This window comes from Vibrio antiquarius (assembly GCF_000024825.1).
GTDB lineage: Bacteria > Pseudomonadota > Gammaproteobacteria > Enterobacterales > Vibrionaceae > Vibrio > Vibrio diabolicus.
This window is the reverse complement of sequence record NC_013457.1, coordinates 1670288-1696011: the sequence shown is the minus strand read 5'-3', so window position 1 is coordinate 1696011 and position 25724 is coordinate 1670288. Positions and strand designations below refer to the sequence as shown.

Below are 25724 nucleotides of genomic sequence, written 5' to 3'. Positions count from 1 at the left end.
TTAGTGGCAGGACGAGGCTCTCTCATTACATGACTCACGCAGAAACTTGGTTTCCACGCTTAACTTAGGTAGAGTACGCGACCGCAATGCAATTCGAAGAGATTGAATACAATGAATATTGATAACCATGTAATCGAAACGATTGAAGAGTTAGAGGCATTTCTGCATTTAGTAGAAAGCGGCGCTCTGGGTCTTGAAGGTGTCACTGGCGTTGCGCTAGCCACCTCTAATACCGATGGCCGTCCATTTGTTGCCGTATTAGGAGAAAAGCACCAATTGCTCCTTGGCCGCTGGGTTTCGCAGCACGTATATGACAATGGTAAAGACATCGTTCGTAACGGCCCAACCAGAAAACACTAAGCGCTCAGCACCATCTATAACACCATGCCATCTTATACACCAAGCGTATGCTTTGAAAGCAATGCGCTTGGTGTACTAAAAAAATAAAAAAAGAAAAGGCTAGCCTTTATTAATTTTGTCGGTATACTGCACATCAGCTCTTACGGAAAGAGCTATTAATGTAATTAAAGATCAAAGTTTCTCTCAGTTCCACATCGAATTCCTCGTTTACGTTCCTGCGACAAAATAGTTATCTCTAAAATCATATAGTAGCACTTGATATTAGCTAAAAATTCAATATTTAAAACAATCAAATATAGAGGTATCTATGTCTAATAAATTAACTGGTTCAGTAAAATGGTTCAACGAAACTAAAGGTTTTGGTTTTATTTCTCAAGACAATGGCGGTGATGACGTATTCGTTCACTTCCGTTCTATTGTTTCTGAAGGCTTCAAAACTCTTACTGAAGGCCAAAAAGTATCGTTCGTTGTTGAACAAGGTAACAAAGGTTTACAAGCTGCTGAAGTAACTGCACTGTAATTCTTTGTGTGGCATCAACGTTGTTGGTGCCACAATCCCCTTCCACTTATTACCGTCCTTACTATTCTCTATCTAAGTTTATATACCCAAATCACTTACCTCTCCCACACCGTCATTAATCACTTTCATAAAGTCACTTTGGTATACATCTTTAGGTAATCACACTACCTACCTTGCAATTCCAGTTTGGAATTAAATTAATCTGATTCATATCTGAATCACTTCGCCTCATGCTTTGCTCATATAAATAAAGTTTATAAAATAAAAGCGATTGGCGAATATAAGAGAAAAAAATGAAATTAAATATATCCGCACAATCAATAAATTCTAATAATTACGAGCACATTATCCCTAGCCGAGACGTTATCCTTAGCCTCTTCGATAAAGTTAAAAATCACTTAAGTCACGAGCAAATTTCTCGCTCTACTGGCTTAGATGAGAAACCACAAAAAGACGCTTTAAAAAAACGTTTACGCGCTATGGAGCGCGATGGCCAGTTGATTTTCACGCATCGCCGTGGTTATAAAAAAGTCGATCAAACCGCTTTGGTTTCTGGAAAGGTCAGCATTCACGCAGACGGCTTTGGGTTTGTCACTTACGACAGTAATGAAAAAGACCTTTTCTTACCTAAACACCAACTTACTCATGTGTTTGATGGCGATATCGTACTGGTTCTGAAAGGCAATGCTCAGCATCAAGGACGCTCAAATCATCGTTTCATCAAAATAGTGGAACGACAAACAACCCACATCGTGGGCTTGTTAAAGAGAAAAGGTTCGAACTTCTATCTAGTGCCAGAAAGCGCGAAACTGACTCAAACCATTCATGTCACACCAAATGATCTTATCGCCAAAAATGCCGGTAAACTCGTTCATTGTAAAGTCACGGCCTACCCAGATCACAGACAATCAACAACGGTTGAAGTGGCAGAAGTATTAGGGCGTCCGGGAGAAGCAGGGATCGAAGTTAAATTGGCGTTACGTCGACATGGCATCAATGATCATTGGGATGATGAAGTTCTTCACGCCGCCTCCGCATTTGGCAATCACGTAGAAGAAAAAGACAAAACGTCCCGAGTGGATTATCGAGATTTACCGTTCGTCACTATCGATGGGGACGACGCGAAAGACTTTGATGATGCCGTTTACGCATACCAAATGGACAATGGGCATTGGAAGTTATTCGTTGCGATTGCAGACGTATCTCACTACGTTCAGCCAAACGACCATTTAGATCTTGAGGCGCAATCTCGTGCAACGTCCGTTTACTTCCCCGGATACGTTGTACCAATGCTACCAGAAACATTATCTAACGGTTTGTGCTCGCTTAACCCGAATGAAGACCGATTGGTTATGGTATGTGAGATGACCTTTGACGACGAAGGTAACATGCTAGATTCAGAGTTTTCTGAAGGGATCATTCACTCGCATGCTCGTTTAACTTATAACGAAGCTTACCGCATTGTTTCCCAATCAACGGAAGCAAAAAAATACCAAGGTAAGAACCCAAAGCAAAACATTAAACAGCATCTGGTGAATCTCCATCGCTTGTATTTGAACCTATCTGGTCAACGTCAAGTCCGTGGTGCCATTGATTTTGACACGCAAGAGCTTTCATTCACGTTAAACAATAAAAAGAAAATCGCGTCCATCGTTCCGGTAGTTCGAAATGATGCCCACCGAATGATCGAAGAATTCATGCTGTGTGCCAACGTTGCCACCGCTCAATTTTTGCAGCAACAAAAAATACCGAGCTTATACCGCGTGCACTCTGGTCCTCAGATGAAAAAACTGTCTTCATTAAGAATGATGCTTGCAGAGAAAGGGCTAACGCTTGCGGGTGGTGATAAACCAACTTCTCATGACTACAACGCATTACTGGAACAAGTGCGAGATTTGGATGAGTGTGATGTGATTCGTACCCTACTGCTACGTTCTCAGAGTCAAGCCGAGTATTCGCCGAAGAATATGGGTCACTTCGGTTTAGCCTATGACGCATACGCACACTTTACTTCGCCAATTCGTCGTTACCCAGACTTACTCGTTCACCGCGCCATTCGCGCTAAACTTCGAGAGCAAAAAACAGGCAAGCTACGCAGTCTGCTCATGAAACTAAAACCTATTCGTCAATTGACAGGTGCTGCGAACAACTACCCTTACGATACAAAAGTAATCGAGCAACTGAGCGTGCACTGTTCGCATCAATCTCGTCAGGCAGATGAAGTGAGCCGAGAGGTTGAGTCTGCACTGAAATGTCATTACATGAAGCCATTTATTGGGCAACACTTCACGGGGAAGGTGTCTGGAGTCACACACTTCGGAGTATTTGTTGAGTTAGAGGAAAACCGAATCGAAGGTCTCATTCCTTTATCAAGTTTTCAAAATGGTGAGTTCGAATTTGATGCAGTCAAACAAAAAATTTCTAGCCAGAGCACCACGTTTACTTTAGGGACTAAAGTGCACGTGTTAGTTAAAGACGTCGATTCGAAACAAAGAAAGATCATGTTCAATTTAAAAGATGCAGAACACACGGTTGGTTAGTCTGTTGTAGTCTATTTTCTAACCCATTGTTCAAAAATAAAAAATAAGCTTTAGATACCGCGATTAACTTGTGACATTTCGCTGACATCAGCTCATTCTAAAACCCTAATATCTGGCAAAGGAAACGAATCTAACTTTTGTTTCCAGACACCATCGCAGAGTGTATTTCCAGCACTCTGTTTGCCTCGAGAGGTTCTTATGACAGCCTAGGATCTCTCGGGGCTTTTTTGCGTCTCTTAAATCCTACCTTATGTTGTATCCAACCCGTTACCAACCATACAAATTGTACTTTTTAACTAGTTCACTAGATCGCGAACTCTTATTTAAGCAACTGATCACACAACTACTTCTAAATTTTGGGTATAAAAGTATCAATACTTTCGTTAACTAGGATGTAAATAATGAAAAACTCGTTTGATCTCACCATGCCCAATGAAGAAGGATACTTTGGTGAATACGGTGGCAGCTTCGTGCCGCCGGAGCTTGAACAAATCATGCGTGACATCAACGCAGCTTATGAGGAATGCAGCAAAGATCCTGAATTTAAAGCGGAACTTGCTCGCCTGTATAAGCACTTTGTTGGACGACCTAGCCCAATCTTCCATGCAGAAAACTTGTCTAAGAAATACGGAGCAGACATCTACCTAAAGCGCGAGGACTTAAACCATACAGGCGCACATAAAATTAACCACTGCTTAGGAGAAGCCATTCTCGCTAAAAAGATGGGTAAGAAGAAACTGATTGCTGAAACTGGCGCAGGGCAACATGGGGTCGCGCTTGCGACAGCCGCCGCACTGGTCGGCTTAAAGTGCGATATTTACATGGGTGAAGTTGATATTGCCAAAGAGCACCCGAATGTCGTCCGTATGAGAATCCTTGGTGCCAATGTCATCCCTGCTACTCACGGGCGCAAGACTCTCAAAGAAGCGGTTGATTCTGCCTTCGAAGCCTACTTAAAAGATCCTGACACACAACTTTACGCGATAGGATCCGTCGTTGGCCCTCACCCATTCCCAAAAATGGTACGAGATTTCCAGTCAATTATCGGCAACGAAGCACGTGTTCAATTCAAAGAAATGACTGGTAAGCTACCCAATAATCTCGTTGCATGTGTTGGGGGAGGATCTAATGCGATGGGGCTATTTACTGCTTTCCTAGACGATGAACAAGTCGCTATTCACGGCGTCGAGCCCGCGGGCCGTTCTTTGCAAAAGGTTGGCGAGCATGCTGCAACACTCACACTCGGTGAGCCAGGTATTATGCACGGATTTAAGTCTTACATGCTTAAAGATGAGCAAGGCGAACCTCAAGAAGTGTACTCTGTAGCAAGTGGCTTGGATTACCCATCGGTTGGGCCTCAGCATAGTTACTTAAAGGACATTGGCCGTGTCAATTACGGCTCAATCACTGATGACGAAGCGATTGATGCCTTCTTTGAACTGTCTCGCGAAGAGGGGATTATTCCAGCGATTGAATCCTCACACGCTGTCGCTTACGCGATTAAACTCGCGAAGCAAGGAGAAACTGGCTCAATTCTGATCAACTTATCCGGTCGCGGTGACAAAGACATTGATTTTGTCGTTGAACACTACGGCGAAAAATATGGCATTGAATCAATTATTTAGTCACGACTTCGTAGGCTAAATGTCTATACAAAAAGCTACCTATTACTAGGTAGCTTTTTGTTTGAGCCTTACTTTCCCTACATGCGCTTTGAAGGCTTAACTACACAGTCCAAACCTTTTACTTTTGAGAAATAGGCATAGCTTGAGAAAGCCATCTTACTTACCACTCCAACTAGTCCTTTAGAACATAATTCGATTAACCGATCAGAGCAGGAATACCCGGAAGCTGACCAACGACAGCAAGCGAACCTGCACAAACGATAAATGCAGTGCCAGGAATCAGGTATTTATCTTTTCGCGAGAGTTCGTTGGCACGCTCATGGTCGCCGATAAGTCCAAGGTTATCCAGTAGCATCGTGATTGCCCAGCCAAAGACTGGATTAACGAATGCACAGGCAAAAATACAGATACCTGCACTGAGTGAATCTTTATGCTTGTGGATCATCTGCATGCCCGCCTCAAGAAGTGGTAAGAATACACCGACAATCAAAGCAACGCGCAGAACAGGCTCCCACATTGCTAGATCCATTGGATAGCCAATTACCGCCGCAGCAATACACATGAAACCCGTTAACAGTGCGCCACCTGGAATAGGACGTTTAGCAATTGCGGCTGGAATCATGTACGTTCCCCAAGAAGAAGCTAGGTTTCCGCCACCTAATAGTGAGCCAACCCCCTGACGAACAGACGCTCCGACCATCGTGTCGTCGACATCCATGAGTACGCCTTTCGCTTCTTTTGGGTAGTTAAGTTCTTGAAACACACGATGGCCGAGATAATCAGGGGACCACATAGCGACTGCCAGTAGCGCAAAAGGAGTCACGGCAATAAAGTGCTCTAGGGTTGGCCAGCCTAGCTGCCAGCCTGTATCTTCACCCCACCAGTAGAATGGACTGAAATTAGGCAGGCCCGGCTCTGTGGTAAAAGCAAATTCAGCGCCCATCAAATAAGCAACAATACCCGCGAGTGCAGAGCACAATGGGATTGCCAACCAACGCTTGTTGATCTTAGCTAGGTAGGCATAAACCATAACGGTTAGGCCTATGACCACAAACGAGATGTAACCTTGATCCGTACTAGCAGCCCACGCCTCAGTCTTATTAATCTGTCCGAGCAACCCAACGGCACCAAGGTAGATCAGTAACCCTCCTCTAACCCCAATGCCAGTCAAGGTCATGAGTTTAGAACCGCCTTTAGTCAAAGCGAGAATTAAGCCAAAAGCACATACCATCAAGCCAAGCGCCAGAGGATGCCCTCCTGCGGCAGCAATCATGGGAATCAGCGGTATCATTGGGCCGTGGGTACCGGCTAGGTTTGCGTTCGGGTTTAGGATGGCAGAAAACAAAATAACGAACAGAGCACCCGCGATAAGCAATTCGTAACGCACGTTTTCTGCAACGAACTCCGGAGATAAACCGAACTGAGCAGCAAAGGCAGCAACCATGGCGGTGACCATCACCACTTTACCAATGGTTGCGGCCAATGCAGGCACCCAGTCTTCGATTTCAATACTGTAATCACGTGATGGCAAATGAATACCCCAGCGACGAAAGCTCATGATGGTTAAATCATGGTTTAGAAAGTCTTCACGACTTTCAAATTCATGCGGTTTCTTGCGCACATCCCTGTAAAAGGTCTTACTTGAGTCAGACATTGAGCTATCCTTTGTTATATTTCAACGTTGAACTATGCCAACTAGAGTTTCGCTTGGTATACAGACCAATACGAGACAACACCCACATCAAACATCGAGGTCACACCAAGAAAGTGGTATGGCTAATTTTTGATTTGAACCTATTAAGCATGTATTGCTATCGGTAGGAATATTAGACATTAGTAAAAGAACAACAAAAATCTCACTTATTGCACAAAGATTTAACATTACATTAGAGTACGCTGATCTTTAGTGAGAGTTTTTGAACAGCAATTCAACAAGAGGAACAGTCGCAACTCCACCTGTGCTTTTCAAGGTAGAAAAAACATATCCGTATTCACACAGGTAATTGGTTAATTTTGCTCATGCAAGTACGCACTAACAACATCAAATCGAGTTGCAACCCAAACCACGCTGCCTAACTATAGATATCTCTGTAATGTATACTTTGCTAAACTCCACCCTTTGATGAGTAAGGCCCCTAAAATGATGACTGACGAAGAAAGAATCGAACTGCAACGGAACAACCCACTGCACGGGTTAAAGCTAGAAACTATGTTGCAAGAGTTGGTGGATTTTTATGGCTGGGACATTCTAGATACAGCAATGCGCTTTAATTGCTTTAACACTAAGCCTTCGATTGCAAGTAGTGTGAAGTATTTAAAGAAGACCGAATGGGCGAGAGAAAAATTAGAAAACTTTTACCTTTATCGCTTTAAGCGCATGCCACGCGCAAGTGAAGAAGAATATGATTTACCACCGAGAGCTCGTACTTTCCCTCATGGTCTTGAACCTAAAGAGCCAATGCCGCTAACCGTTGACTCTATCCTTAAGTCACAAGCTAAAGCTGCATCCGCATTTAAAAAACGTTCACCTCGTGGACGTCCGACGCGTCGATAGCACATTACCTTGAAAAGCAATAGAGCCCTACTGGTGGCTCCAGCAAGGCTCTATTGTTCTTTAAAGAAATAGCTAGAAGAGAATACTCAAGCTAGTGCGCCCCCTTCTCCAGCGCCTCCCATAAGTAAACTCACATGTAGTTTACGTTTTCTATTGATTACGCTTTTTCTTCTTTTTCCCTGTACCTGCTGGCTTTGCACGCGGCTTCATCGGTAAAAAGTAGGCTTCACTTTGGTCGTCTTCCACTTCAAAGCCCTCTACCTGCTCACGTTCAAGTTGGAACTTATTTTTCTTTTCTATCACTTTGAAATGGTGATAGTCATCGTAATCGATAAGAGATAACCCTAGACCCACTTCACCAGCACGACCACTACGACCGATTCGATGCATATAGTCAGCAGGACTACGTGGAAGATCGAAGTTAATCACCACTGGCAGCTTTTCAATATCAAGGCCACGCGCTGCGATATCGGTAGCAATAAGAACTTGAATCTCGCCAGACTTAAAACCGTCAAGTACACGAGTACGAGCGCCCTGCCCTTTATCACCATGGAAAACTTCAGCAGTAATACCGCGTTTTGACAGCTTTTGAGCTAAATGGTTGCAGGCATTCTTAGCATTCACAAAAATCAAAGTCTGTCGCCACTGATGCTGTTTGATTAAGTGCGCGAGTACCGCCGTTTTCTCACCTTTATTTACACTAAACACGCGTTGCACCAAAGTGCTGGCTTCTGCGCTCTGCAACTGAACTTCAACAGGGTCACGGAGCAAGTGCTGAGACAGCGTCGTGACTTTATCAGGGAAAGTAGCAGAAAATAGCAGCGTCTGTTTCTTCTCTGGCAGTAACGCAAGAATCTTATTGAGTTCTTCGGTAAATCCGAGGCTCAACATACGGTCAGCTTCATCGAGCACGAGCGTTTTTACTTGGTCCAACTTAATCGCGTTACTGGATACCAGATCAAGTAATCGACCTGGCGTAGCTACGATAATGTCACAGCCACCGCGAAGCGCCAGCATTTGTGGGTTCACCGACACACCACCAAATACGGCAACCGTTTTGATCTTATCTCTAAGATGGTATGAGTAAGATTTGACGTTATATGCCACCTGTGATGCCAGCTCACGAGTTGGAACTAAAATCAGGTGAGAAACGAAGTTACCACGGCGATGATTTGTTTCGTCTTGCTGAACAATTTTTTGCAGAATTGGCAGCGAAAAAGCAGCGGTTTTACCAGAGCCCGTATTGGCACCGCCAACAATATCTTTCCCTTCAAGGATATAAGGAATGGTATGAGATTGAATGGGCGTCGGTTGGCTGTATTCTAACGCTTCTAGTCGCTCGACTAAGGTTGGAATCAGGCCAAGATCGGCAAATGTCGCTTGCTGTGTTTTATCTGTCATTACGATGGGTGGCTCAGTGCTAGTAAAGGCCGTGTATCTTATGCTATTTCGCGTCTGGATGTTAGAGATAATGGCCCAAACAGAAGATTGGTGAGAGAAGCACTTGTTTATGTTAGGTGAGTAAATGTATGCAAAACCTCAGTACATAAAAACGAACCTAATTTAGGTAAGCTCTTGGCAACTATATGCCACGACTCGAAAAGTAACGCGTGGGTGAATCGCCATATACCCGACGAAACATAGCGATAAAGTTACTGGGTGTCGAATAACCCAAAGCATGTGCAACCGCTCCTACTGATTCTCCGCGTGCCATCATTTCTAACGAATGTATTAGCAGTGCTTGTTGCCGCCATTCACTAAAACTCATGTTTAACTCACTTCGAATCAATCGTCTTAATGTCCGAGATGAGACTGCCCCGATCTTTGCCCAATGCTCCACAGAATGTTTGCTGTTTGGGTCTATTAAAATTGCTTGAGTAACTTTTTGCAGTCTCGGATCTCTGGGCAGTGGGATGTGGAGTGACTCATGAGGGCTATTGACGATTTCATCGGATATTACGGCAAGAATACGTAAAGACTGTATGGATAGCTCGTCTGTTTTGCTCCATATCGATGCCCTAACCGATAGGGCTTTCAAGACATCGCTCATTTGGATCACACAAGGTCTCATTGGAAACCGCTCACAACTCTCTGGAGTAAACAGTAATGAACGACCTTTCAGAGAACCACAAAAATAAACACTGTGCATCGCACCCGGGGGGATCCAACCAGCTCGGTGAGGGGGTAGTATCCACGCTCCTTCATCGGTTTTTACCTGTATTAGCCCTTCATCTATACACAGTAGCTGGCCTCGATGATGACTGTGCCAATTATGTGGCCGTTGCTCCAAATGGTTGAAGTCGCTCCTTTCATGCTGCCACTCCTTAGCGATCAGTGCGGCTCCATTTTTCCATTCGCTGTAATCAGAGTTTGTCACTTTATTTACTCAATTCCATTTTGGCCATTATTCATTATTTTCTGTCCTCTTAACGTTACCATAGCAAGTTAGCGTTCGAGTAACATTTTAGCAACGACCATTTTATCGAAGGCAGAACCATCATGAACGAACCTATCTTTATTATCTATTACATTACAGCAGGCTTGGGCATTGGCTTTCTCGCTGGACTCGTTGGTGTTGGTGGTGGTGGAATGGCCGTCCCTATTTTTGCGTTTCTGTTTTCACTACAGGGAATAGCTGATACAGAAGTGGTCCATCTTGCGTTAGGGACATCAATGGCTTCAATGATTATTACAACATTGGGCAGCATGCGCGCTCACTACAAAAAAGAGAATGTAGACTCGACAATGGTAGTAAAAATGTTGAGCGGAGTTCTAGTCGGAACATTTTGCGCCACATTCGTAGCATCGTATCTACAGGGAATCTATCTGGCAGGTTTTTTCAGCGTATTCATGTTGTATGTAGCTTATAAGATGTTTCTCAACACTGAAAATGAGTACAACCCTAACCCACATGGGGCTATCGGTAATATCACTGTAGGCTCTGTGATTGGCTCTGTATCAGCACTTGTCTCTATAAGCGGTGCGGGGTTGATCATCCCCTATCTTGTCCAGCAAAATTTTGAGGTAAAACGAGCTATTGGCACCTCTGCTGCGATAGGTTTCCCTATCGCGCTATCAGGAAGCCTCGGTTACATGTTAAACGGATGGGAAAATACAGATTGGAACAACTTAGTATTAGGATACATATACCTTCCTGCAATGATCAGCTTCTCCATTAGCAGCTACTTAACTACTAGCCTCGGCGTGCGTTGCGCAGAGTATTTCCCAAATAAAGTTCTTAAGAAAATCGTTGGTATTTTGTGTGTTCTTCTGAGTTTTAAAATGCTGGTACAAGTACTTAATTAAGGCAAGTAATACAGTCATCAGTATGTCTTGCAATATGTTGTGGGGACAAACCTGAAAAACTTACTTCTCGCTTTGCTGGTCCAAGCACACAATGTGTAAGAAAGCTCCGCATTGTTGCACTCTTATGACTTTGTTAAGCTAGCCAGAATTACATCCAAAATTTGCTGGTGATTGTCCTTTCTGGAAACCTCGTCACGCTCCTGGCAAAGTGCTTCCTCCCCTTCTGATGCGAGAATTTTAATGCCACGCTCAGTACATTCTGCGAACGCACTAAACTGACTCGCACTGGGAATCTCTTGAAATGTCACATTGGGAAGAGCAACAAGTGATTCGGCTGGTGTCAGTGCGGGATGTACCCGATCAGAAAGCGTCACCACGGTGATGGTATTTTTCATCAAGGCCAAAGTTTCAGGGACAAAAGTTTTCGTTAGCTCAGGGTTGATAACGACGACCGATTTCAGTTTGCTTTCAGACTGAAATCGGGGGAATTTTTGATCCGGGATGTTGGTAATATCAACGTTATTTTCACGTAACCAATGACAGTCTACATTGGTGACGTTGTGGCACGATGTTCGATATTTTTCCGGGCTTATTTGCGCTCCGGAGAGCATCAGCATAGATGTCCCGCCCAGAAAAAAGCCGACACCCTGCACTGCATCAGTATCTACGCCTCCGGACAGTATCCCGACCGAACTTAATTCGTTCAGCCCAAGCACCAACTCACTGGTTCTGAATGTGATTTCATCAACAGCCATTTCTGCATTGATTTCGTTCGGTGCAGGAGGCTTTGGTACAACAACGACATAACCTTGTTGCGCCAGGCTCGAGGCTATCCAACCACTATGGGAAAATGCTGACCGTGTTCCGCCCTGCGACAAAAGCACAACGGGAAATTTTCCACTTGCTAACGGGGCATCTAACTGCGTTTCGACTGATTTAAAAATGTTACCCCTACCAAACGTGAAGTTGTTTTTTTCATTCGTTGTGGGATACCAGTAGTAGACTTCTACAGGCTTGTCTCTGTCTTCACTGAATACCGTTTTGACTGTTAGCGCAGAATGGTATTTCGGCCCATTCGTACTGGCGCTGACACTGACACACAATGAAGCGAGTAGAAACGACATTATTATTTTGGTTTTCATTTTTACCCCAGCCGGTCAACACATTATTCTGCACGGCATCTGGAAAAAATAACGCGCAGGAGATTCTCCATATATTTTGCGAAACATAGCAATAAAGTTACTTGGAGTCGAGTAACCCAAAGCGAGTGTTTGCTTTGAACTACGCCAACAAGCTTTTGGACAAAAATGCGTTAACGTAAACCTTCTAAAGGTAATGCGTTAGATTAGGAAAAGTATTGTTAATGTTAATGACGCCAGAGGAACAGCCGAAGCTCACAACAGTTTGGCTGTTCCTCTGGTTGTCCTATCTCAGGTTGGCCTTGTTAGAGTCTTTACCAGTAATCTGAAATTCCTTTTTCCCTCTTTTCTAGTGCCTCTTGGAAAGCTTTCAATGCTTCTCTTTCCTTGGAATCAAATTTACTCTCATCAATACCTCTTAACTTTTCTTCGATTGGTGCAATTTCCAAAAAGTCTTCTATACTCTCGAGTTTGATGTATGTAGTAATCTTAACTACATAATCCCCCATTGCTTGAGATGATGACTTCCCTACAAAACCTTTCAATAAAGTTATACAGCCCTCAACTGTATTAGTCTGAAGTTTCAGCCAGTCTGTAACCTTATTTTCATCGCCCCAACGCTTCCATCTATATAAAAAGGAAACTAAGTGCTCGTGAGAAAGTAATTCGTTAGAATTATTTTTAGACATTTCGTCCAATTTTCTAACAAATTCCACTTTAAGTAGCTCAAACTCTTCATCTCGTAGTATCTGGTCTGCATCCGACTTTTCTCTACGATTTTCATCGCCCAGCAATATGTGCTCAACAATAGAAATCCCACTTGATGCTTTGAAGCATTCTAGCAACAGTTTTCCTCTTTCTTCTAAGTTATCAATACGACGTAGGAACCAGACGACAAGCCTTACAGCATGTGTATTCGAACTAAACATCGTGAAGCCTGTTGACTCATGATCGATTTGATCACCAATATCTAGAATCCCTTTGATGTAAGAGTGCCCATTGCCTAGTGGAATATCATCAGTGAAAGATTCAAATTGTGAAAGAGCATTTTTTAGAATTCCACGCTCTTTAAGTGAAAGAATAAAAGATGAAAATCTATCAGAATCAGCAGTTAGGCTGAGCATTTCCTGTAAGTCGGAGTTTGAGAGTTCTCCACTTGGAATAGAGAACTGGAAATATTTATCAAAATTAGAAGGGTGGCAAACACGCATTTCTCTTAACCATGTACTGAAGAAGTCTCCAGAATAGTGCGTCCCACCAAGAGCCCATTGAATAGTTGGGAATAGCTGCTCAACCATTTCTTTAACGGAATCTCGCTTATCAGGAGATGCTTTGTCCAAGATCCGATTGATGAAGTCAGCTGTAGCATCGGCTCTTCCACCATATCTATCTGATCCGTTTTTAGTGAAAATTTCTTTCGAGCGTGCAATTTCCTTATAAACATCCGGTTCAAAAACCCTTAGACACTCAATAGCTATTAGATCTACCGGATTTACCTCAAAGGCACTTTTGCCTTTCAGCAAAGTAAAGTGGAATGATAGCGTGGAGGTGTATCTATAGACACTTCGCAAATTGTCGAAATAGGTGTTCAATGAACCATGAAATATATTTCCCCACCGACCGGAGTCAAACATCTTAGTGGCAGAGGCATCTTGCTCGATAATTTTGTCCAGCTTATTAAACAACAAACTGTGAAGGCGTGTAGTTTCTATCCGAGGAATGTCAAAAGGTACTTGAATTATTTTTTCCAAATAATCGCGACCTAGTTGAGCACCATCATTCAACTTATCTTCTACTAAATCTCGCTGGAAGAGAAGAAGGAATACCACGTTCGGAAATTCTAGGTTTGCTTTTATAAGCTGAAACACCATCCTTAGTTGAGATGTAGTTAACCTATCTAAGTCATCCATTACAACGATCAATGGAGCTTTTCTTTCTAGCAATAATCCTGATAAATCCTGCCTTATATCGCTCAGGCTCTGTTCATTTGCTTTTACGGTTGCCTCAATATTCCCAGTTAATCTATCAAGGAATGTTTTCCCCCACTTTAAGGCCGCAGCCCATCCGCCTAGAGCAATTAGCATAGAAGCACTAGCGTTTTTAACCCAAGCTTCATCGGAAAAATTTCCACTAACTCCGATAAGTGTTGCAAGCACGAAGAGTGTAGGTAGAGCCGCTGAAAACCCAGTAACGAGAGTTTCCCCGGTATTAAGATAGAGGCCATACTTTTTAAGAGTCGCTGCTAATTTCTTCCCCGATTTGCTTTTATCAGTGCGACCAATAGATTTTGATATCTCCTGAAAAAATGAAGCTGTTATTTTATCTTGGGCGGCCCATTCCCATGGAGAAAACTCTATGACATCTGGCTTGTCTTCGGAGATTTCTTCCAATCGAGATAGCGCCATGTTTTTAATAGAAGACTTCCCTGCCCCCCAATCGCCATGCAAGGCAACCACCAAACTATCTTTTCCGTGCCAGCTTGCCATAGCGTTTGCCAAGTCGGTGGAAAACCCTGATCGACCCAACAAGTCTTCTTCTACTCTTGTAATTGGTCTATCTGAAGCAAATCCGTGTAAATCTTTTGGTTCCATAGGAAATCTCTGATGGGAATCTAACGCTTATTAGTGAAACTGTTGGGTCATGTAACTCACAAGCACCTAATGCACTCTCACTTCTTTGGCCACTAATTACATGAAATATATAATAATAATGCGCTCACTTTTTCAAGATTTCTGTGACTAGCGCGAAAGAAAGCGAGAACGACCGATTTACATAGTCGGAAGCGAAACTTTGCCATAATGGCAAAGATCCGTTATGTCTGTACATTTACACAGACGCTCAAAGCATTACAAGGTTAAGGTCAAGCTGATGACTTCCGAAACACACTTTGGGGTAATTATGAGTTAGCAGAGTTGCTAACTCATAGATGGACATAAACGAGTCAATGATTTTGCTAAATTAGATGTTTATGAATTACTTAAAGTGTGCGGCCGAGGTGTCAGGATGTATTGAACGTAACACCTCAAGTTGTTACTTCGAGTGTTAGCTGTACAATTTATCCATACGATCATCATGATATTTTTCGAATAAGATTGTCATATTTGTCTTGTATATGACTTTCTTTAAATGCCCCTTTAATTGATTGTCGGAGGAATACTTCGAGATCTTTTTGGGTAAGAACCATTACTAATCCAGCTTTGTTCTTATTTGCTATATTAGAAATATGCTTAATGTGTGAATCTTTTACTTCATCACCTCGGAACACAATAATTCCGAAACGGCCAAAAGTATCATTTAGGTAGTATTGAATTTGGTGGAAATCATCCGACTTCAGGTTATCATAGTTTTTGCATTCCCAAACGACTTGAGTTGCCCCATATTTATTCCTTATCATTTCCCAGAAGCCACCTGAAGCTCTGTTTGAGGCAACCCAGTCCCTTATCGTTGAACCATCATTTGTCCGCTCAGTGGGTTGGACATTATTTAGTGATCTAAAAAAGCATAATTCTATAATTTTCCCGACGATGTCTTCGAAGTCTTTTGCACCTTCATGACCTTTTGGTAAAAATTTCAATTTTGATAAAGTGTCTTCTAAGATCATCTTATAGTCATCAAGTTGAAAATTCTCAGGTAAGTCCTCTAGTATCCCTTCATTCTTAAGTATTGTTCCATCTGAAAGGTCTGTTATTAATACGTTTCTAAGGTTCAAAGCTTGATGATAAGTAGGATGTACTTCAAATATTGAATTATTATCAAATGCTGGTTTAGCATTCAAATCTTTACCTGATTCCTTATATTGAACATGGTTTTTTCTCTGAATGCCGATAAAGCCGATACCAAACAGGAGCTCAATAAACCTATATGGAGTAGTCTGTTTATAGAGCCAATCACTACAATATTTAGCTATTGATTCATTAACAAGTATCTTCTGTATAAAGTCTTCGATTGAGTTGACTGTGTATTGGTTACCGAGTCCGTAAAAATACTCTAATATTAAGCTGATGTTTGGGAAGTTTTCAGCATATTCATCGCCTAGATCTTTTAATCTACTTGTACTATATCTTACTGAAGCATCGGTTAAGTCCTTGGGGGCTACTTTATTATTACCATTTTTTATCGCATTATCTATAGCATAGCTTGTAAGCATGAGTACATCGCGTGGTCTGTGCTGACACAATTTCATTACGTGATCAACGGATGATCCATTTTCATCTTCTTCAAAGAAGTAGCTCCATGCTTCTCCTCCTAACTTTGGTTTTGTGCTAAAAGGCTTAACTAATCTTCTTTCAACTAATTCAGTTAACTTTATTGATGACCATTCTAAAAAAACGGAAGAAGTTTCTAGTCTAGAAAATTCATTGTCAATTGTTCTAATTCGGTCATAGATATTCTCTCTGATGAAAATATAAGGGCGAAGAAAGTTTGTTGAGGCTCTTAAGCGAACAGCTGCATGCATCATGGCCATGAGACAAATAATTGCTGAATCTGAACCATCCCATGACTCATCTAGCCTATCGATTAATAAAATAAAGTCATACCCTCCTCCCGTCGACACCGCATTAGCTTCTTTTACTATTTCTTTACTTCTTTTTACTTGGCGCAGCCATAGTTTGTCATTCTCTTTTGAAAATGCGTCAAATATTTCTTCGGTAAGATTAAGAACACGTAAATCAAAATCACAGTCTTCAATAAGACCTCGTTCACGCCTTATTGAATCGAACGATTTATCAAATTTAAAAATTCCTCTATCAACCCATGCTTTTATGACTTCATCTACCAATGCCCTCTCCATAGAATGCATTAGTGACTTAAATGGCCTTTGCCTAGTATCTATAAATTCATCATGCTCTAAAGGTAAAGCGATTAAATCAAAAATTTGTGGTGTAATGTGTACTGTTCTGGGAAACTTGCGCTGCACTTCATAAGTGATAGCGGTTTTACCTGCACCTCGTCTCCCGATGTAAAAACAGTTAGTTCCTTCTTGATCCATAGAACTTACCGTCGCAGGTGTAGTAACGAATAGATGGGGATCAGATCTGATTAGATCATATTCAGCAAACGATTGACCCATTTTCACCCTTGTTAGAGCATTTTTAGGCAACTGTATTCTTGTCATTAGAATTATCCCTATCCTTAATTTCTACCAGCCCGATAACCACCTGAGTTCATATTACATACATTAGAAATATTTGGTCAAATAGAAAGCATCATAAGTGTTACGAGCAACGACTCTAAATAGAAAAGGGGCAGAATTGAGTTAGCCAACACGCCTTCCCATCCGACTGCATCACGACAGTGCAATAGCTTGCTCTTATGGGCGTACTGAACTGCTTGCTGACTAATGAAGTAAGCAAGTCAAAGTAGGTAAATGAGACTTCGTAAACGCCGTAAAGTAATAAGTTAGGCTAACCTTACAGTTTGTTTTTCTCAGCGTTTTTAGCTAGCAACGGAGTTCTTTCATGAGCAATGGTCCAATCATCGTATCCCCCGAAAGCAGCGTTCAGAGGCTTCAACGAGTCGAGTTGCAGGCAACAGGTATCTACGATGAGAAGTGGTTACAGCAACTTATCTTTGCCAACGCTGACCTATTACCCTTTTATGAGATTGATGCGGACTATACCGGTGCGATACCAGTGTGTATGGAGCTTGCCACTAAGTCGGGTCGAGTGGACTGCATCTATGTGACGCCATCGGGCCGATTGGTCATCGCGGAAACCAAACTCTATCGTAATCCTCAATCTCGTAGAGAAGTGATTGGACAGATACTCGATTACGCTAAAGACTTGATGAATTGGAGCTACGACGAACTTGATACTAAGGTTTGTGCAATTAATGGTGGTCTGTCGCTTTTTGAATTGGTTGAGGCGGATGGCCATGAAGTATTAGAAGCCTCATTCATTGATGCGGTTCAGCGAAACCTCTCAAAAGGCCGCTTCTTATTATTGGTCGTGGGCGATGGTATTCGAGAGGGGGCTTTTGAGATAAAGGACTTTCTTAATACGTATGCATCAATGGAGTTTTCTTTTGCCATGGTTGAGGTGCAGATCTTCCACATGCCAGGCGAACAACTGCTCGTGAATCCTCAAGTGATGCGCAAAACTGAAATTACTGAGCGCCGAGTGATTTCGATTAATCAAGTAAGTAGTGAAGTTACTGAGAAACTGGAATCCACCAACGAGCAAAATGAATCAGCCACAAACAAAGGTTCTAGTCAATCCTATGAGTATTGGAGTGCATTGCTTGATTATCTTGAGCTTGATGACACTAGTGTAAGGTTACCAACCCCTTCGGCTAAGGGGCACTTATGGTTCGAGTTACCACCAAGGGCACACAATAGTTGGATAACAACTTACCGATCTAAACCCAATGAGGTGGGTGTCTTTGTGAGATTCAGAAATGACGCACTTGGACAATACTTGTTTGAGTACCTGTATGCTAGGCGAGAGTCATTGATGCCACTATTGCCGGAGGACTCTGAATTTGTCCCAGAGAAGCTAAAAATCTCGCTACCTGTAATAACTCTTGACTGGCAGAACGAAGAGTCTTGGAAAGAAGCGTTTGATTTCTACCAGTTGCGTTTAAATCAAATTTACCCCATCGTTAAACCTTTGCTGCTGCAAGCGCTCAATGCGTATGAAAATTAACGGCGTTTAAAAGCATAAGATGATAGTTCTCCGACTTACCAGACACTACACAGACAAGGAAAAGTCACTCACTGTGATTTGTGAGATTGAGCGTCACTGGCACGGGAAGGAGCAAAGGTGTGTTGCAGTTCTTAAATGGGGAAGTATTTTTCCTCATATTCCTCAACCAATGCAGCAAGCCTTTCAAGTTTACAAATTAGTCTTATATTTGCTCTATCGAAAGGTATTGCGGTTACTTACCTTGGCGAGATTTTTTTAAAGTGCTCAATACCGTGTTGTATGCGACATTCAACACTTGTGCTGTTTCCCTAACTCCAGAGCTATTCATTGACATATCGACAATTTTTTCTTTTACATCTGGCTTGCGGGCTTCGTAAACTTAATCGAGTTGAAAGCCCTTTCGACACTCGATACACCTGAAACGAGGAAAGCCAGAATGCCCTTTTCCATGTTCACGGACGGGCTCTGTTTTATTACAGAAACGACATTGAACTTGGATAGTAGCCATGAGTTAAAAAACATCAGAAATCAGGTGGCTATATTAACATCTATCAACCAATTTGAGTCATGACCAATGAAAGGATAGTTAGGTTTTTATTGCGTAAATTATCGGTAAGAATAGTGCATATAACAGGCAATAAGCCAGGCGTGTAGAATTATTCTATTTTAGGGATTTTGCTCTAAATCTAAATGAATCTTTGCATTTCAATTTCAATAAAGCTTGGTTATTGATCATGTTTCTGAGTATGCGAATTATTATCAATTATGCATATAACTGCTCATTGTCTAGTTTGATTTGTGTAACGTCACTGCAGCACGTATTGAGCGTACTTCGCTGATTGTCTGTGTTTTCGTGTTGACAGTTTGGTACTAGGTAAAATCAACAAGACTATGATTTCAAGGAACATTTTATGTTAAAGAAACTACTAAGTTGTTGTATCACCTCCGCGCTCTGTTTTCATTCTTCTCTCGCTTTTTCGCAACCCAATGAGATTGCGGACAGTGCAGAGTTACAACAAGCTCCCGACACATTGCCTGCCACATTAATGCTTGCACCGGACGACATCGCCATTGCAGATCGCTATATAGTGGTATTTCAACAACCGCAAATGATGGCGAGCAGCTCACCGGAATTCGAGCAATTCACGCAACAGTCTGTAGACCGCATGTCCGGTTTATATTCGATAAAAGTGGAGTCGGTTTTTGACCACTCGATAAGTGGATTTGTCGCTAACTTGAGTCCTGAGCAGCTACAAGATCTACGTTCTGATCCTCGTGTGGACTACATTGAGCAAGACAGAATCCTATCGCTTGACCCAATAGTCTCGGCAGACGCAAATCAAACCAATGCCATTTGGGGACTAGATCGAATCGACCAACGTAACTTGCCACTCGATAACAACTACAGTGCCAACTTTGATGGGACTGGTGTAACGGCTTATGTTATCGATACTGGTGTGAACAATGCACATGTTGAGTTTGGTGGGCGCTCGGTTTCTGGGTATGACTTTGTCGATAATGATGCAGATGCAAGTGACTGTAATGGACACGGCACACACGTGGCGGGCACCATTGGCGGCAGCTTGTATGGTGTTGCGAAAAACGTCAACCTTGTCGGCGTGAGAGTATTGAGCTGTAGCGGATCGGGGTCTACGTCTGGTGTTATCGCCGGTGTGGATTGGGTGGCTGCGAACGCTTCCGGACCTTCAGTTGCCAATATGAGTTTAGGTGGCGGTCAATCTGTCGCTCTCGATAGTGCGGTGCAAAGTGCGGTTCAATCAGGTGTCAGCTTTATGCTTGCAGCAGGTAACTCCAACGCCGATGCATGTAACTACTCTCCTGCACGCGTTGCTACAGGAGTAACTGTCGGTTCGACCACAAGCACGGATGCACGTTCGAGTTTTTCAAACTGGGGCAGTTGTGTGGATGTGTTTGCGCCAGGCTCACAAATCAAATCTGCGTGGTATGACGGTGGTTACAAAACCATTAGTGGTACATCGATGGCGACGCCACATGTAGCGGGTGTAGCAGCACTGTATCTTCAAGAAAACAGTTCGTTATCTCCAAGCCAAGTAGAGGCCTTGATCGTGAGCCGCGCAACTAGCGGAAAGGTGACGGACACAAGAGGCAGCGTGAACAAGCTACTTTATAGCTTAACGGATGCTGATTGTGGCCAAGACTGTGGTGGCCCAGATCCAACACCGGATCCAGAAGGTAAGTTAACCTCGGGTGTGCCAGTGAGCGGTTTAAGTGGCTCAACCGGTCAAGTCGCGTATTACTATGTTGATGTCGAAGCTGGGCAGCGCTTAACCGTACAAATGTATGGTGGCAGCGGTGATGCGGATTTGTATCTCCGTTTTGGTGCAAAACCGACACTGAATGCATGGGACTGCCGACCTTTCAAATACGGTAACAATGAAACATGTACGGTCAGCGCGACACAAAGTGGACGTTATCACGTCATGATTCAAGGTTACTCAAACTATAGCGGTGTCAGCATTCAAGCGAGCTACTAGTTATTATTTTCGTTATTGAAAGAGAACAAAGCCCACTTGTCGGTGGGCTTTGCTTTGGGAATACTGAGTTTAATAGGTGGCGTTCGATGCTATTCAAACGCACCGGCCTTTTTCTTCAAGAACTCAACTCGAAGCGGAATCGAAGCTTTCTATTAGTACACCGCATAAGTCGGGTTCTCCAAGTCGTGCACATCAAATAGGATGCGAACTTAATCTCCTCGAGCTAACTCTTTCTCCATCATAAATCTTGGCATGATGGCAAACCCAAGATGATACAAAACAAATTCTTTACTGTGACCGCGGTTCTCACTTGCACTTTTGGGCTGTGAGACAAACGCGTGACCTGACCTTGGCTGTTGGTCATCGTGAACGATATGGTGGCTAATCCGAGAAGATTGTATCCACTCAAAACTCAGACCCTATACTGCACATGTTGATGGGCTGACAACGGTAACATTGGATGAAATGGGCCTTGAACCACGCAAGATCATTATAAATGGGAACTATTAGGCAAAGAGACGATCAAACGAGCTAAATTGGAATGGGGCAAAGACGTTACAAACCATACAGACACGCCTCTGAATATAAATGCTCTAGTCCTTTTCTATTAAATCATTAATAACCAAGGATATTGCAAAGAGAGTTGTGGACAGTTAGCAGTATCAGTAGGCTTGTGCCAGTCAGGGCACCTGACTTGGGGAGAGCACTAAACATAAACCTTGGATTCTGCTACCGTAAAGCCCATATTTAATTTGAGAGAGATAGATAATGAACGACAGTTGGGCTAACTTCTTTCCGTACTTTGCTGGAGCTTTTAAGCTTATTGTATTAGGTATTGGAGCTTACTTAGCTATTAAATGGCATTTTGATGAAGAGCGAAGAGTAAGGGAGGCCGAAGGCGTGGTATTCGATAAACCAAGCTTCAAGAAAAAGTTCGTAATGATGCTAACCTTCCCATTCCTTCTAGGTCTTCTAGTCCTTCTCGTTATTTATGCAACTAACTGGTTTCTCTACTGACAGACTTTATTGATACGATCAATGTTTAAGCTCTCAACGGGTTGGGAGCAAAAAAGAGTCAGCCTAACGGTCTGGCTCTTTTGAATGAAAAAAATAGTCTGGTGAAATAACTTGTAAGTCTGTGCAGGTTACACTCACTTACTCCTTAGGCAGGTGACCAGTGTCCTTCGCAAGCTTTTGCATCGCCTCGGCAAACGTTGTTGTCCCGCCTTTAGCTTTCACCTGTATTACCTTATACCCCATTTTTTCCAACGCTTGGCGCTCTGCCAAAACAGCTTTGTCATCTTGCTGGCTACCTTGAGCTGGCTGATGAATGTAACATCCCTCTAATTTACCATCTTCGACCAATTGGTGGTGTTTCAGTGCATCGATATCAAAATTCATAATAAGTCTTTTCATTAAAAGTGGCAGTTTCTGTGGCTAGTTACATACGCTTCAAAGGCTTCACGACACTATCTAAGCCTTCAATTTTGAGCGCTAAACACAGCTTGAGCAAATCCCCTAGTTCGCCGCTTGGCCAGCCCTTTTTATCGAACCACAGTAAGTATTCTTCAGGTAGGTCGATTAACACTCGCCCTGCATATTTCCCAAATGGCATTTGCATTCTAGCGAGTTTAATGAGGTTTTCTTTTTCTAACATAAGTGACAAAGATTTGAGGTAACTCGTCCAAGAATATCACTGCCGCCCTCTCCTCACCAGCAAATCGCACTCACGTTTATTTTGGCGGCCTTGACTCGCTTTGTGCTAGAGTACGCGGCATAAAAAATGAGAACGAGAAAGCAATGAAGTCACCTTGTCGAGCAGCATGTAAAAATAACGCCGGAATATGCTCTGGTTGTCACCGAACAATGGATGAAATCATCCAATGGAAAGACAAAACCGATCTCCAACGAGATACGATTATCGAACAAATCGCAGGGAAAGATTCAACGCACAATTGTCCTGAGTGCGGGACTCAAGCCCATTGTGATATCGCCGCAGGCAAAGAAACCTGTTGGTGCTTTACTATTGAAACCCGTGATTTACCCAAGCCAAGCGCCAACCAGCTGTGTTTGTGCCGAAAATGTCTAGAAAAAAAGCCAGTCGCATAATACGACTGGCTTACTGTTCTGCGTTTTCAGACTGGTGTTTATTTAGCGGTTAAAGCGGGTGCTTCAAACCTAATACCATCCCACCCTGTTACCATAAAATTACGAATATTCTGGTGATCGCTATTCTCTGGATGCAGCAATACATCTTCACGATAAAAACGGCCAAAGCAGGCTAGTGTCGCTTCTTTGTCTAGGTTATGTAGCAAGCCGAAAGCGAAGATCTTACACGAACCGTTGTTCTCACCCGCGTTGTTTTGCGTCTCACCATTAACAAAAGCGGTTGGCTCAAACGTATAGTTTTCTTCGATCACCGCCATCGTTGCTTCAAATTCGACCTGCTCTGGTGAAGCTGCCAACAAATCTAAAAACGATTTTAATTCCATTATTCCTCTATCCCTACTTCATCATTTTGATGACACATTAGTTTCATAAAAAGCCAATATAAGAGTCATCAATCATACATATATTCAGAGCCTTACCAAATCACACGTCATTCAGCGTTCCATCATTCCAATTACGGAAATGGACAGAAGCATAAACCCCATGCTGATTGACAACGTATCGGATTGATAAGGAGATATCATGATCACCCCTTTAAAGGCAATCGGTGCACTCGCATTGTCATCACTTGCCATCGCGTGTTCATCACAACCCGAAGATACCGTGGCTTCATTCGCTACACAATGCAAACCTACCACTGCGCCCGTTGCTGGGGAAACTTCAATTCAAGGGTTAACATTTATCGGGACATCCGTTGCTGATGCCCCATTCGAAACATCGGCAGCTGAAATCGTCAGTTATGACGCCTGTACGGATAAGCTCTATGTGGTCAATGCTGAAGCAAAACGTGTCGATGTACTTTCTATGGATGACAACGGCGTACCAACCCAAACCGCATTCATTGATCTCAACAGCGCTGGCGAAGCGGCTGGCGTTGAAATTGGCGCTGCAAACAGTGTCGCTGTATTCAATGGTTTGGTCGCGGTTGCGATTGAAAACAGTAATAAACAAGCGAATGGTATTGTTGGTTTGTACCGCTCCGACGATTTGTCATTAGTCATGACTTTCCCAACAGGCGCATTGCCAGACATGGTTGGCTTCTCGAAAGATGGCCGATATATCGCAACCGCTAATGAGGGCGAACCAAACAGCGATTACAGCGTCGATCCTGAAGGTAGCGTCACTTTGATCGATCTGAACCTTGGCGTTGCTCAAGCAGAAGTGACACAAATTGGCTTTAACGAGTTTGATGGTTCACGAAAAGCAGATCTCCCAATGAATGTGCGTATTTCGGGGCCAAACGCCACCATCGCACAAGATCTAGAGCCTGAATACCTCACTTTTGCAGATAACGGTAAAATCTATGTCGCGCTACAAGAAAATAACGCCATGGCAATCGTCAATCCAGTGAGCAAATCGGTAGAAAAAATTGTTGGCTTAGGTGAGAAGTCTTGGTCGGACGCTAAACTCGATGCATCTAACAAAGACAAAATTATTGGAAACTTGAAAAGCTACCCAAAACTGGTTGGCTTATTTATGCCTGACACCATCGACAGCTACTCAGTGAATGGGAGTACTTACATCGTATCCGCAAATGAAGGCGACGGGCGTGAGTACGGATTCAAAACCACTCAAGAACTGTGCGACAAAGCTGGCTTTATGTGGGATGAAGACGATTACCTTGGTACAGATGAATACACATCTGAGCAAGGGAGCTGTTTAAGCCATATTGATGAAGTGCGCGGTAAGAAGCTGAAAGTAGCAGCAGAACACCCATTGGCAGAGGCACTAAAAGACAACAAACAACTCGCGCGTTTAAAAGTGATTAAGCCGGAACAAACGCTTTCTGCACAAGATAAGGTTCAAGCATTTGGCGCGCGTTCATTCTCGATTTGGGATGAAAACGGCAAGTTGGTCTTTGATAGCGATGACGATTTCGCGACTATCGCGCTGCTGAATGAAGGCAAGAACTTCAACAGTACCAACGATAACAATGACAGTGGCGATGACCGAAGTGATGATAAAGGCATTGAGCCAGAGGCGATTGAAGTAGCACAAATTAACGGCCGCCATTACGCGTTTATCGGCTTGGAGCGCCAAGGCGGTATTATGATTTATGACATTACCGATCCGAAAAAAGCACAGTTCCTACATTACGTAAACCGTCGCGATTACAATCAGCCAGTGTGTACACAAGTGGAAGATGGCGAATGCACGAACGACACATACAATCCAAAAGCAGGCGATTTAGGCCCAGAATCCATCAATTACTTTACCCGTAGTGGTGGTCATTTTATCGCTGTTGGCAATGAGGTATCGGGCACGACATCCGTCTTCCGAATCAATCTATAAAGTAATGTAAAAGTCATTTAGAACCAAAACGCCCGACGTAAGCCGGGCGTTTTTTGTAT

At 43.0% G+C, this 25724-nt stretch carries 20 protein-coding genes and 1 pseudogene; 11 read left to right on the top strand and 10 right to left on the bottom strand.

All coding sequences use genetic code 11. From position 1 onward, the window contains the following. The first annotated feature begins 111 nt into the window (after positions 1-111). From VEA_RS22450 to trpB, 4 genes are all read left to right on the top strand, one after another. Complete coding sequence (locus VEA_RS22450; RefSeq protein ID WP_005375646.1) at positions 112-360, top strand: hypothetical protein; 249 nt, start codon at positions 112-114, stop codon at positions 358-360. A 307-nt stretch (positions 361-667) separates the two neighbouring features. After that, a complete protein-coding gene (locus VEA_RS22445; RefSeq protein ID WP_005375644.1) occupies positions 668-880 on the top strand; it encodes a cold-shock protein in 213 nt (70 codons plus the stop codon). A gap of 293 nt (positions 881-1173) precedes the next feature. Next, complete coding sequence (gene rnr / locus VEA_RS22440) at positions 1174-3420, top strand: ribonuclease R (protein ID WP_006742018.1); 2247 nt, start codon at positions 1174-1176, stop codon at positions 3418-3420. Between the two features lie 401 nt (positions 3421-3821). After that, on the top strand, positions 3822-5045 hold the full coding sequence (gene trpB, locus VEA_RS22435; protein ID WP_012842473.1) for a tryptophan synthase subunit beta: 1224 nt from the start codon (positions 3822-3824) through the stop codon (positions 5043-5045). 196 nt (positions 5046-5241) lie between these two features. On the opposite strand, the gene VEA_RS22430 is transcribed toward trpB, so the two are convergent. Then, on the bottom strand, positions 5242-6699 hold the full coding sequence (locus tag VEA_RS22430) for a DUF3360 domain-containing protein (RefSeq protein ID WP_005391067.1): 1458 nt from the start codon (positions 6697-6699) through the stop codon (positions 5242-5244). A gap of 486 nt (positions 6700-7185) precedes the next feature. Here VEA_RS22430 and VEA_RS22425 point away from each other — a divergent pair, with 486 nt between their 5' ends. Continuing rightward, on the top strand, positions 7186-7599 hold the full coding sequence (locus VEA_RS22425) for a VF530 family protein (RefSeq protein WP_005391068.1): 414 nt from the start codon (positions 7186-7188) through the stop codon (positions 7597-7599). Between the two features lie 150 nt (positions 7600-7749). Here the strand turns inward: VEA_RS22425 and VEA_RS22420 are convergent, their stop codons facing one another. Then, a complete protein-coding gene (locus VEA_RS22420) occupies positions 7750-9000 on the bottom strand; it encodes a DEAD/DEAH box helicase (protein ID WP_006742021.1) in 1251 nt (416 codons plus the stop codon). A gap of 181 nt (positions 9001-9181) precedes the next feature. Continuing rightward, a complete protein-coding gene (locus VEA_RS22415) occupies positions 9182-9976 on the bottom strand; it encodes an AraC family transcriptional regulator (protein ID WP_006742022.1) in 795 nt (264 codons plus the stop codon). A 122-nt stretch (positions 9977-10098) separates the two neighbouring features. On the opposite strand from VEA_RS22415, the gene VEA_RS22410 reads away from it, so the two are divergent. Further along, on the top strand, positions 10099-10905 hold the full coding sequence (locus VEA_RS22410) for a sulfite exporter TauE/SafE family protein (RefSeq protein WP_006742023.1): 807 nt from the start codon (positions 10099-10101) through the stop codon (positions 10903-10905). Between the two features lie 122 nt (positions 10906-11027). Here VEA_RS22410 and VEA_RS22405 read toward each other — a convergent pair whose 3' ends face one another. The 3 genes from VEA_RS22405 to VEA_RS22395 form a co-directional block, all read right to left on the bottom strand. After that, positions 11028-12047, bottom strand: a complete 1020-nt coding sequence (locus VEA_RS22405) for an alpha/beta hydrolase family protein (RefSeq protein WP_006742024.1) — start codon at positions 12045-12047, stop codon at positions 11028-11030. A 311-nt stretch (positions 12048-12358) separates the two neighbouring features. After that, on the bottom strand, positions 12359-14635 hold the full coding sequence (locus tag VEA_RS22400) for a KAP family P-loop NTPase fold protein (protein ID WP_006742026.1): 2277 nt from the start codon (positions 14633-14635) through the stop codon (positions 12359-12361). A 479-nt stretch (positions 14636-15114) separates the two neighbouring features. Then, positions 15115-17160: a P-loop ATPase, Sll1717 family gene (locus tag VEA_RS22395; RefSeq protein WP_006742027.1), complete on the bottom strand. Its 2046-nt coding sequence runs from the start codon at positions 17158-17160 to the stop codon at positions 15115-15117. A gap of 343 nt (positions 17161-17503) precedes the next feature. Between VEA_RS22395 and VEA_RS22390 the strand changes: the two genes are divergently transcribed. After that, positions 17504-18688 carry a hypothetical protein gene (locus VEA_RS22390; protein ID WP_006742028.1) on the top strand — a complete coding sequence of 395 codons (1185 nt, stop codon included), beginning with the start codon at positions 17504-17506 and terminating at the stop codon, positions 18686-18688. A gap of 239 nt (positions 18689-18927) precedes the next feature. On the opposite strand, the pseudogene VEA_RS23690 reads toward VEA_RS22390, so the two are convergent. Beyond that, positions 18928-19196 (bottom strand): annotated as a pseudogene (locus VEA_RS23690) (IS1-like element transposase); the annotation flags it as partial. Positions 19197-19599: 403 nt separating this feature from the next. Here VEA_RS23690 and VEA_RS22385 point away from each other — a divergent pair. Together VEA_RS22385 and VEA_RS22380 are read left to right on the top strand one after the other, a co-directional pair. After that, positions 19600-21204, top strand: a complete 1605-nt coding sequence (locus VEA_RS22385) for a S8 family peptidase (RefSeq protein WP_006742030.1) — start codon at positions 19600-19602, stop codon at positions 21202-21204. A 768-nt stretch (positions 21205-21972) separates the two neighbouring features. Further along, the gene (locus VEA_RS22380; protein WP_012842472.1) at positions 21973-22221 is read left to right on the top strand and encodes a hypothetical protein; all 249 of its coding nucleotides are present in this window, start codon (positions 21973-21975) and stop codon (positions 22219-22221) included. 138 nt (positions 22222-22359) lie between these two features. Here the strand turns inward: VEA_RS22380 and VEA_RS22375 are convergent, their stop codons facing one another. Next, entirely contained in the window at positions 22360-22605 is a 246-nt protein-coding gene (locus tag VEA_RS22375; RefSeq protein ID WP_006742033.1) for a hypothetical protein, read from the bottom strand. Between the two features lie 40 nt (positions 22606-22645). Next, positions 22646-22861, bottom strand: a complete 216-nt coding sequence (locus VEA_RS22370; RefSeq protein ID WP_005375557.1) for a DUF3820 family protein — start codon at positions 22859-22861, stop codon at positions 22646-22648. Positions 22862-23004: 143 nt separating this feature from the next. Here VEA_RS22370 and VEA_RS22365 point away from each other — a divergent pair, with 143 nt between their 5' ends. Then, on the top strand, positions 23005-23313 hold the full coding sequence (locus VEA_RS22365; RefSeq protein ID WP_080955956.1) for a cysteine-rich CWC family protein: 309 nt from the start codon (positions 23005-23007) through the stop codon (positions 23311-23313). A gap of 38 nt (positions 23314-23351) precedes the next feature. On the opposite strand, the gene VEA_RS22360 is transcribed toward VEA_RS22365, so the two are convergent. After that, positions 23352-23696 carry a HopJ type III effector protein gene (locus VEA_RS22360; protein WP_006742035.1) on the bottom strand — a complete coding sequence of 115 codons (345 nt, stop codon included), beginning with the start codon at positions 23694-23696 and terminating at the stop codon, positions 23352-23354. Between the two features lie 199 nt (positions 23697-23895). Between VEA_RS22360 and VEA_RS22355 the strand changes: the two genes are divergently transcribed. Continuing rightward, complete coding sequence (locus VEA_RS22355; protein WP_006742037.1) at positions 23896-25665, top strand: choice-of-anchor I family protein; 1770 nt, start codon at positions 23896-23898, stop codon at positions 25663-25665. Positions 25666-25724 lie beyond the last annotated feature (59 nt).

Excerpts from the sequence above, each read along its gene's own strand:
- VEA_RS22375 (WP_006742033.1), bottom strand. The coding sequence starts at position 22,605 with ATGAATTTTGATATCGATGCACTGAAACACCACCAATTGGTCGAAGAT.
- rnr (WP_006742018.1), top strand. The coding sequence starts at position 1,174 with ATGAAATTAAATATATCCGCACAATCAATAAATTCTAATAATTACGAG.
- VEA_RS22355 (WP_006742037.1), top strand. The coding sequence starts at position 23,896 with ATGATCACCCCTTTAAAGGCAATCGGTGCACTCGCATTGTCATCACTT.
- VEA_RS22400 (WP_006742026.1), bottom strand. The coding sequence starts at position 14,635 with ATGGAACCAAAAGATTTACACGGATTTGCTTCAGATAGACCAATTACA.
- VEA_RS22425 (WP_005391068.1), top strand. The coding sequence starts at position 7,186 with ATGATGACTGACGAAGAAAGAATCGAACTGCAACGGAACAACCCACTG.
- VEA_RS22405 (WP_006742024.1), bottom strand. The coding sequence starts at position 12,047 with ATGAAAACCAAAATAATAATGTCGTTTCTACTCGCTTCATTGTGTGTC.
- VEA_RS22450 (WP_005375646.1), top strand. The coding sequence starts at position 112 with ATGAATATTGATAACCATGTAATCGAAACGATTGAAGAGTTAGAGGCA.
- VEA_RS22445 (WP_005375644.1), top strand. The coding sequence starts at position 668 with ATGTCTAATAAATTAACTGGTTCAGTAAAATGGTTCAACGAAACTAAA.
- VEA_RS22380 (WP_012842472.1), top strand. The coding sequence starts at position 21,973 with ATGAACGACAGTTGGGCTAACTTCTTTCCGTACTTTGCTGGAGCTTTT.
- VEA_RS22360 (WP_006742035.1), bottom strand. The coding sequence starts at position 23,696 with ATGGAATTAAAATCGTTTTTAGATTTGTTGGCAGCTTCACCAGAGCAG.
- VEA_RS22410 (WP_006742023.1), top strand. The coding sequence starts at position 10,099 with ATGAACGAACCTATCTTTATTATCTATTACATTACAGCAGGCTTGGGC.
- trpB (WP_012842473.1), top strand. The coding sequence starts at position 3,822 with ATGAAAAACTCGTTTGATCTCACCATGCCCAATGAAGAAGGATACTTT.
- VEA_RS22420 (WP_006742021.1), bottom strand. The coding sequence starts at position 9,000 with ATGACAGATAAAACACAGCAAGCGACATTTGCCGATCTTGGCCTGATT.
- VEA_RS22430 (WP_005391067.1), bottom strand. The coding sequence starts at position 6,699 with ATGTCTGACTCAAGTAAGACCTTTTACAGGGATGTGCGCAAGAAACCG.
- VEA_RS22370 (WP_005375557.1), bottom strand. The coding sequence starts at position 22,861 with ATGTTAGAAAAAGAAAACCTCATTAAACTCGCTAGAATGCAAATGCCA.
- VEA_RS22385 (WP_006742030.1), top strand. The coding sequence starts at position 19,600 with ATGTTAAAGAAACTACTAAGTTGTTGTATCACCTCCGCGCTCTGTTTT.
- VEA_RS22395 (WP_006742027.1), bottom strand. The coding sequence starts at position 17,160 with ATGACAAGAATACAGTTGCCTAAAAATGCTCTAACAAGGGTGAAAATG.
- VEA_RS22390 (WP_006742028.1), top strand. The coding sequence starts at position 17,504 with ATGAGCAATGGTCCAATCATCGTATCCCCCGAAAGCAGCGTTCAGAGG.
- VEA_RS22365 (WP_080955956.1), top strand. The coding sequence starts at position 23,005 with ATGAAGTCACCTTGTCGAGCAGCATGTAAAAATAACGCCGGAATATGC.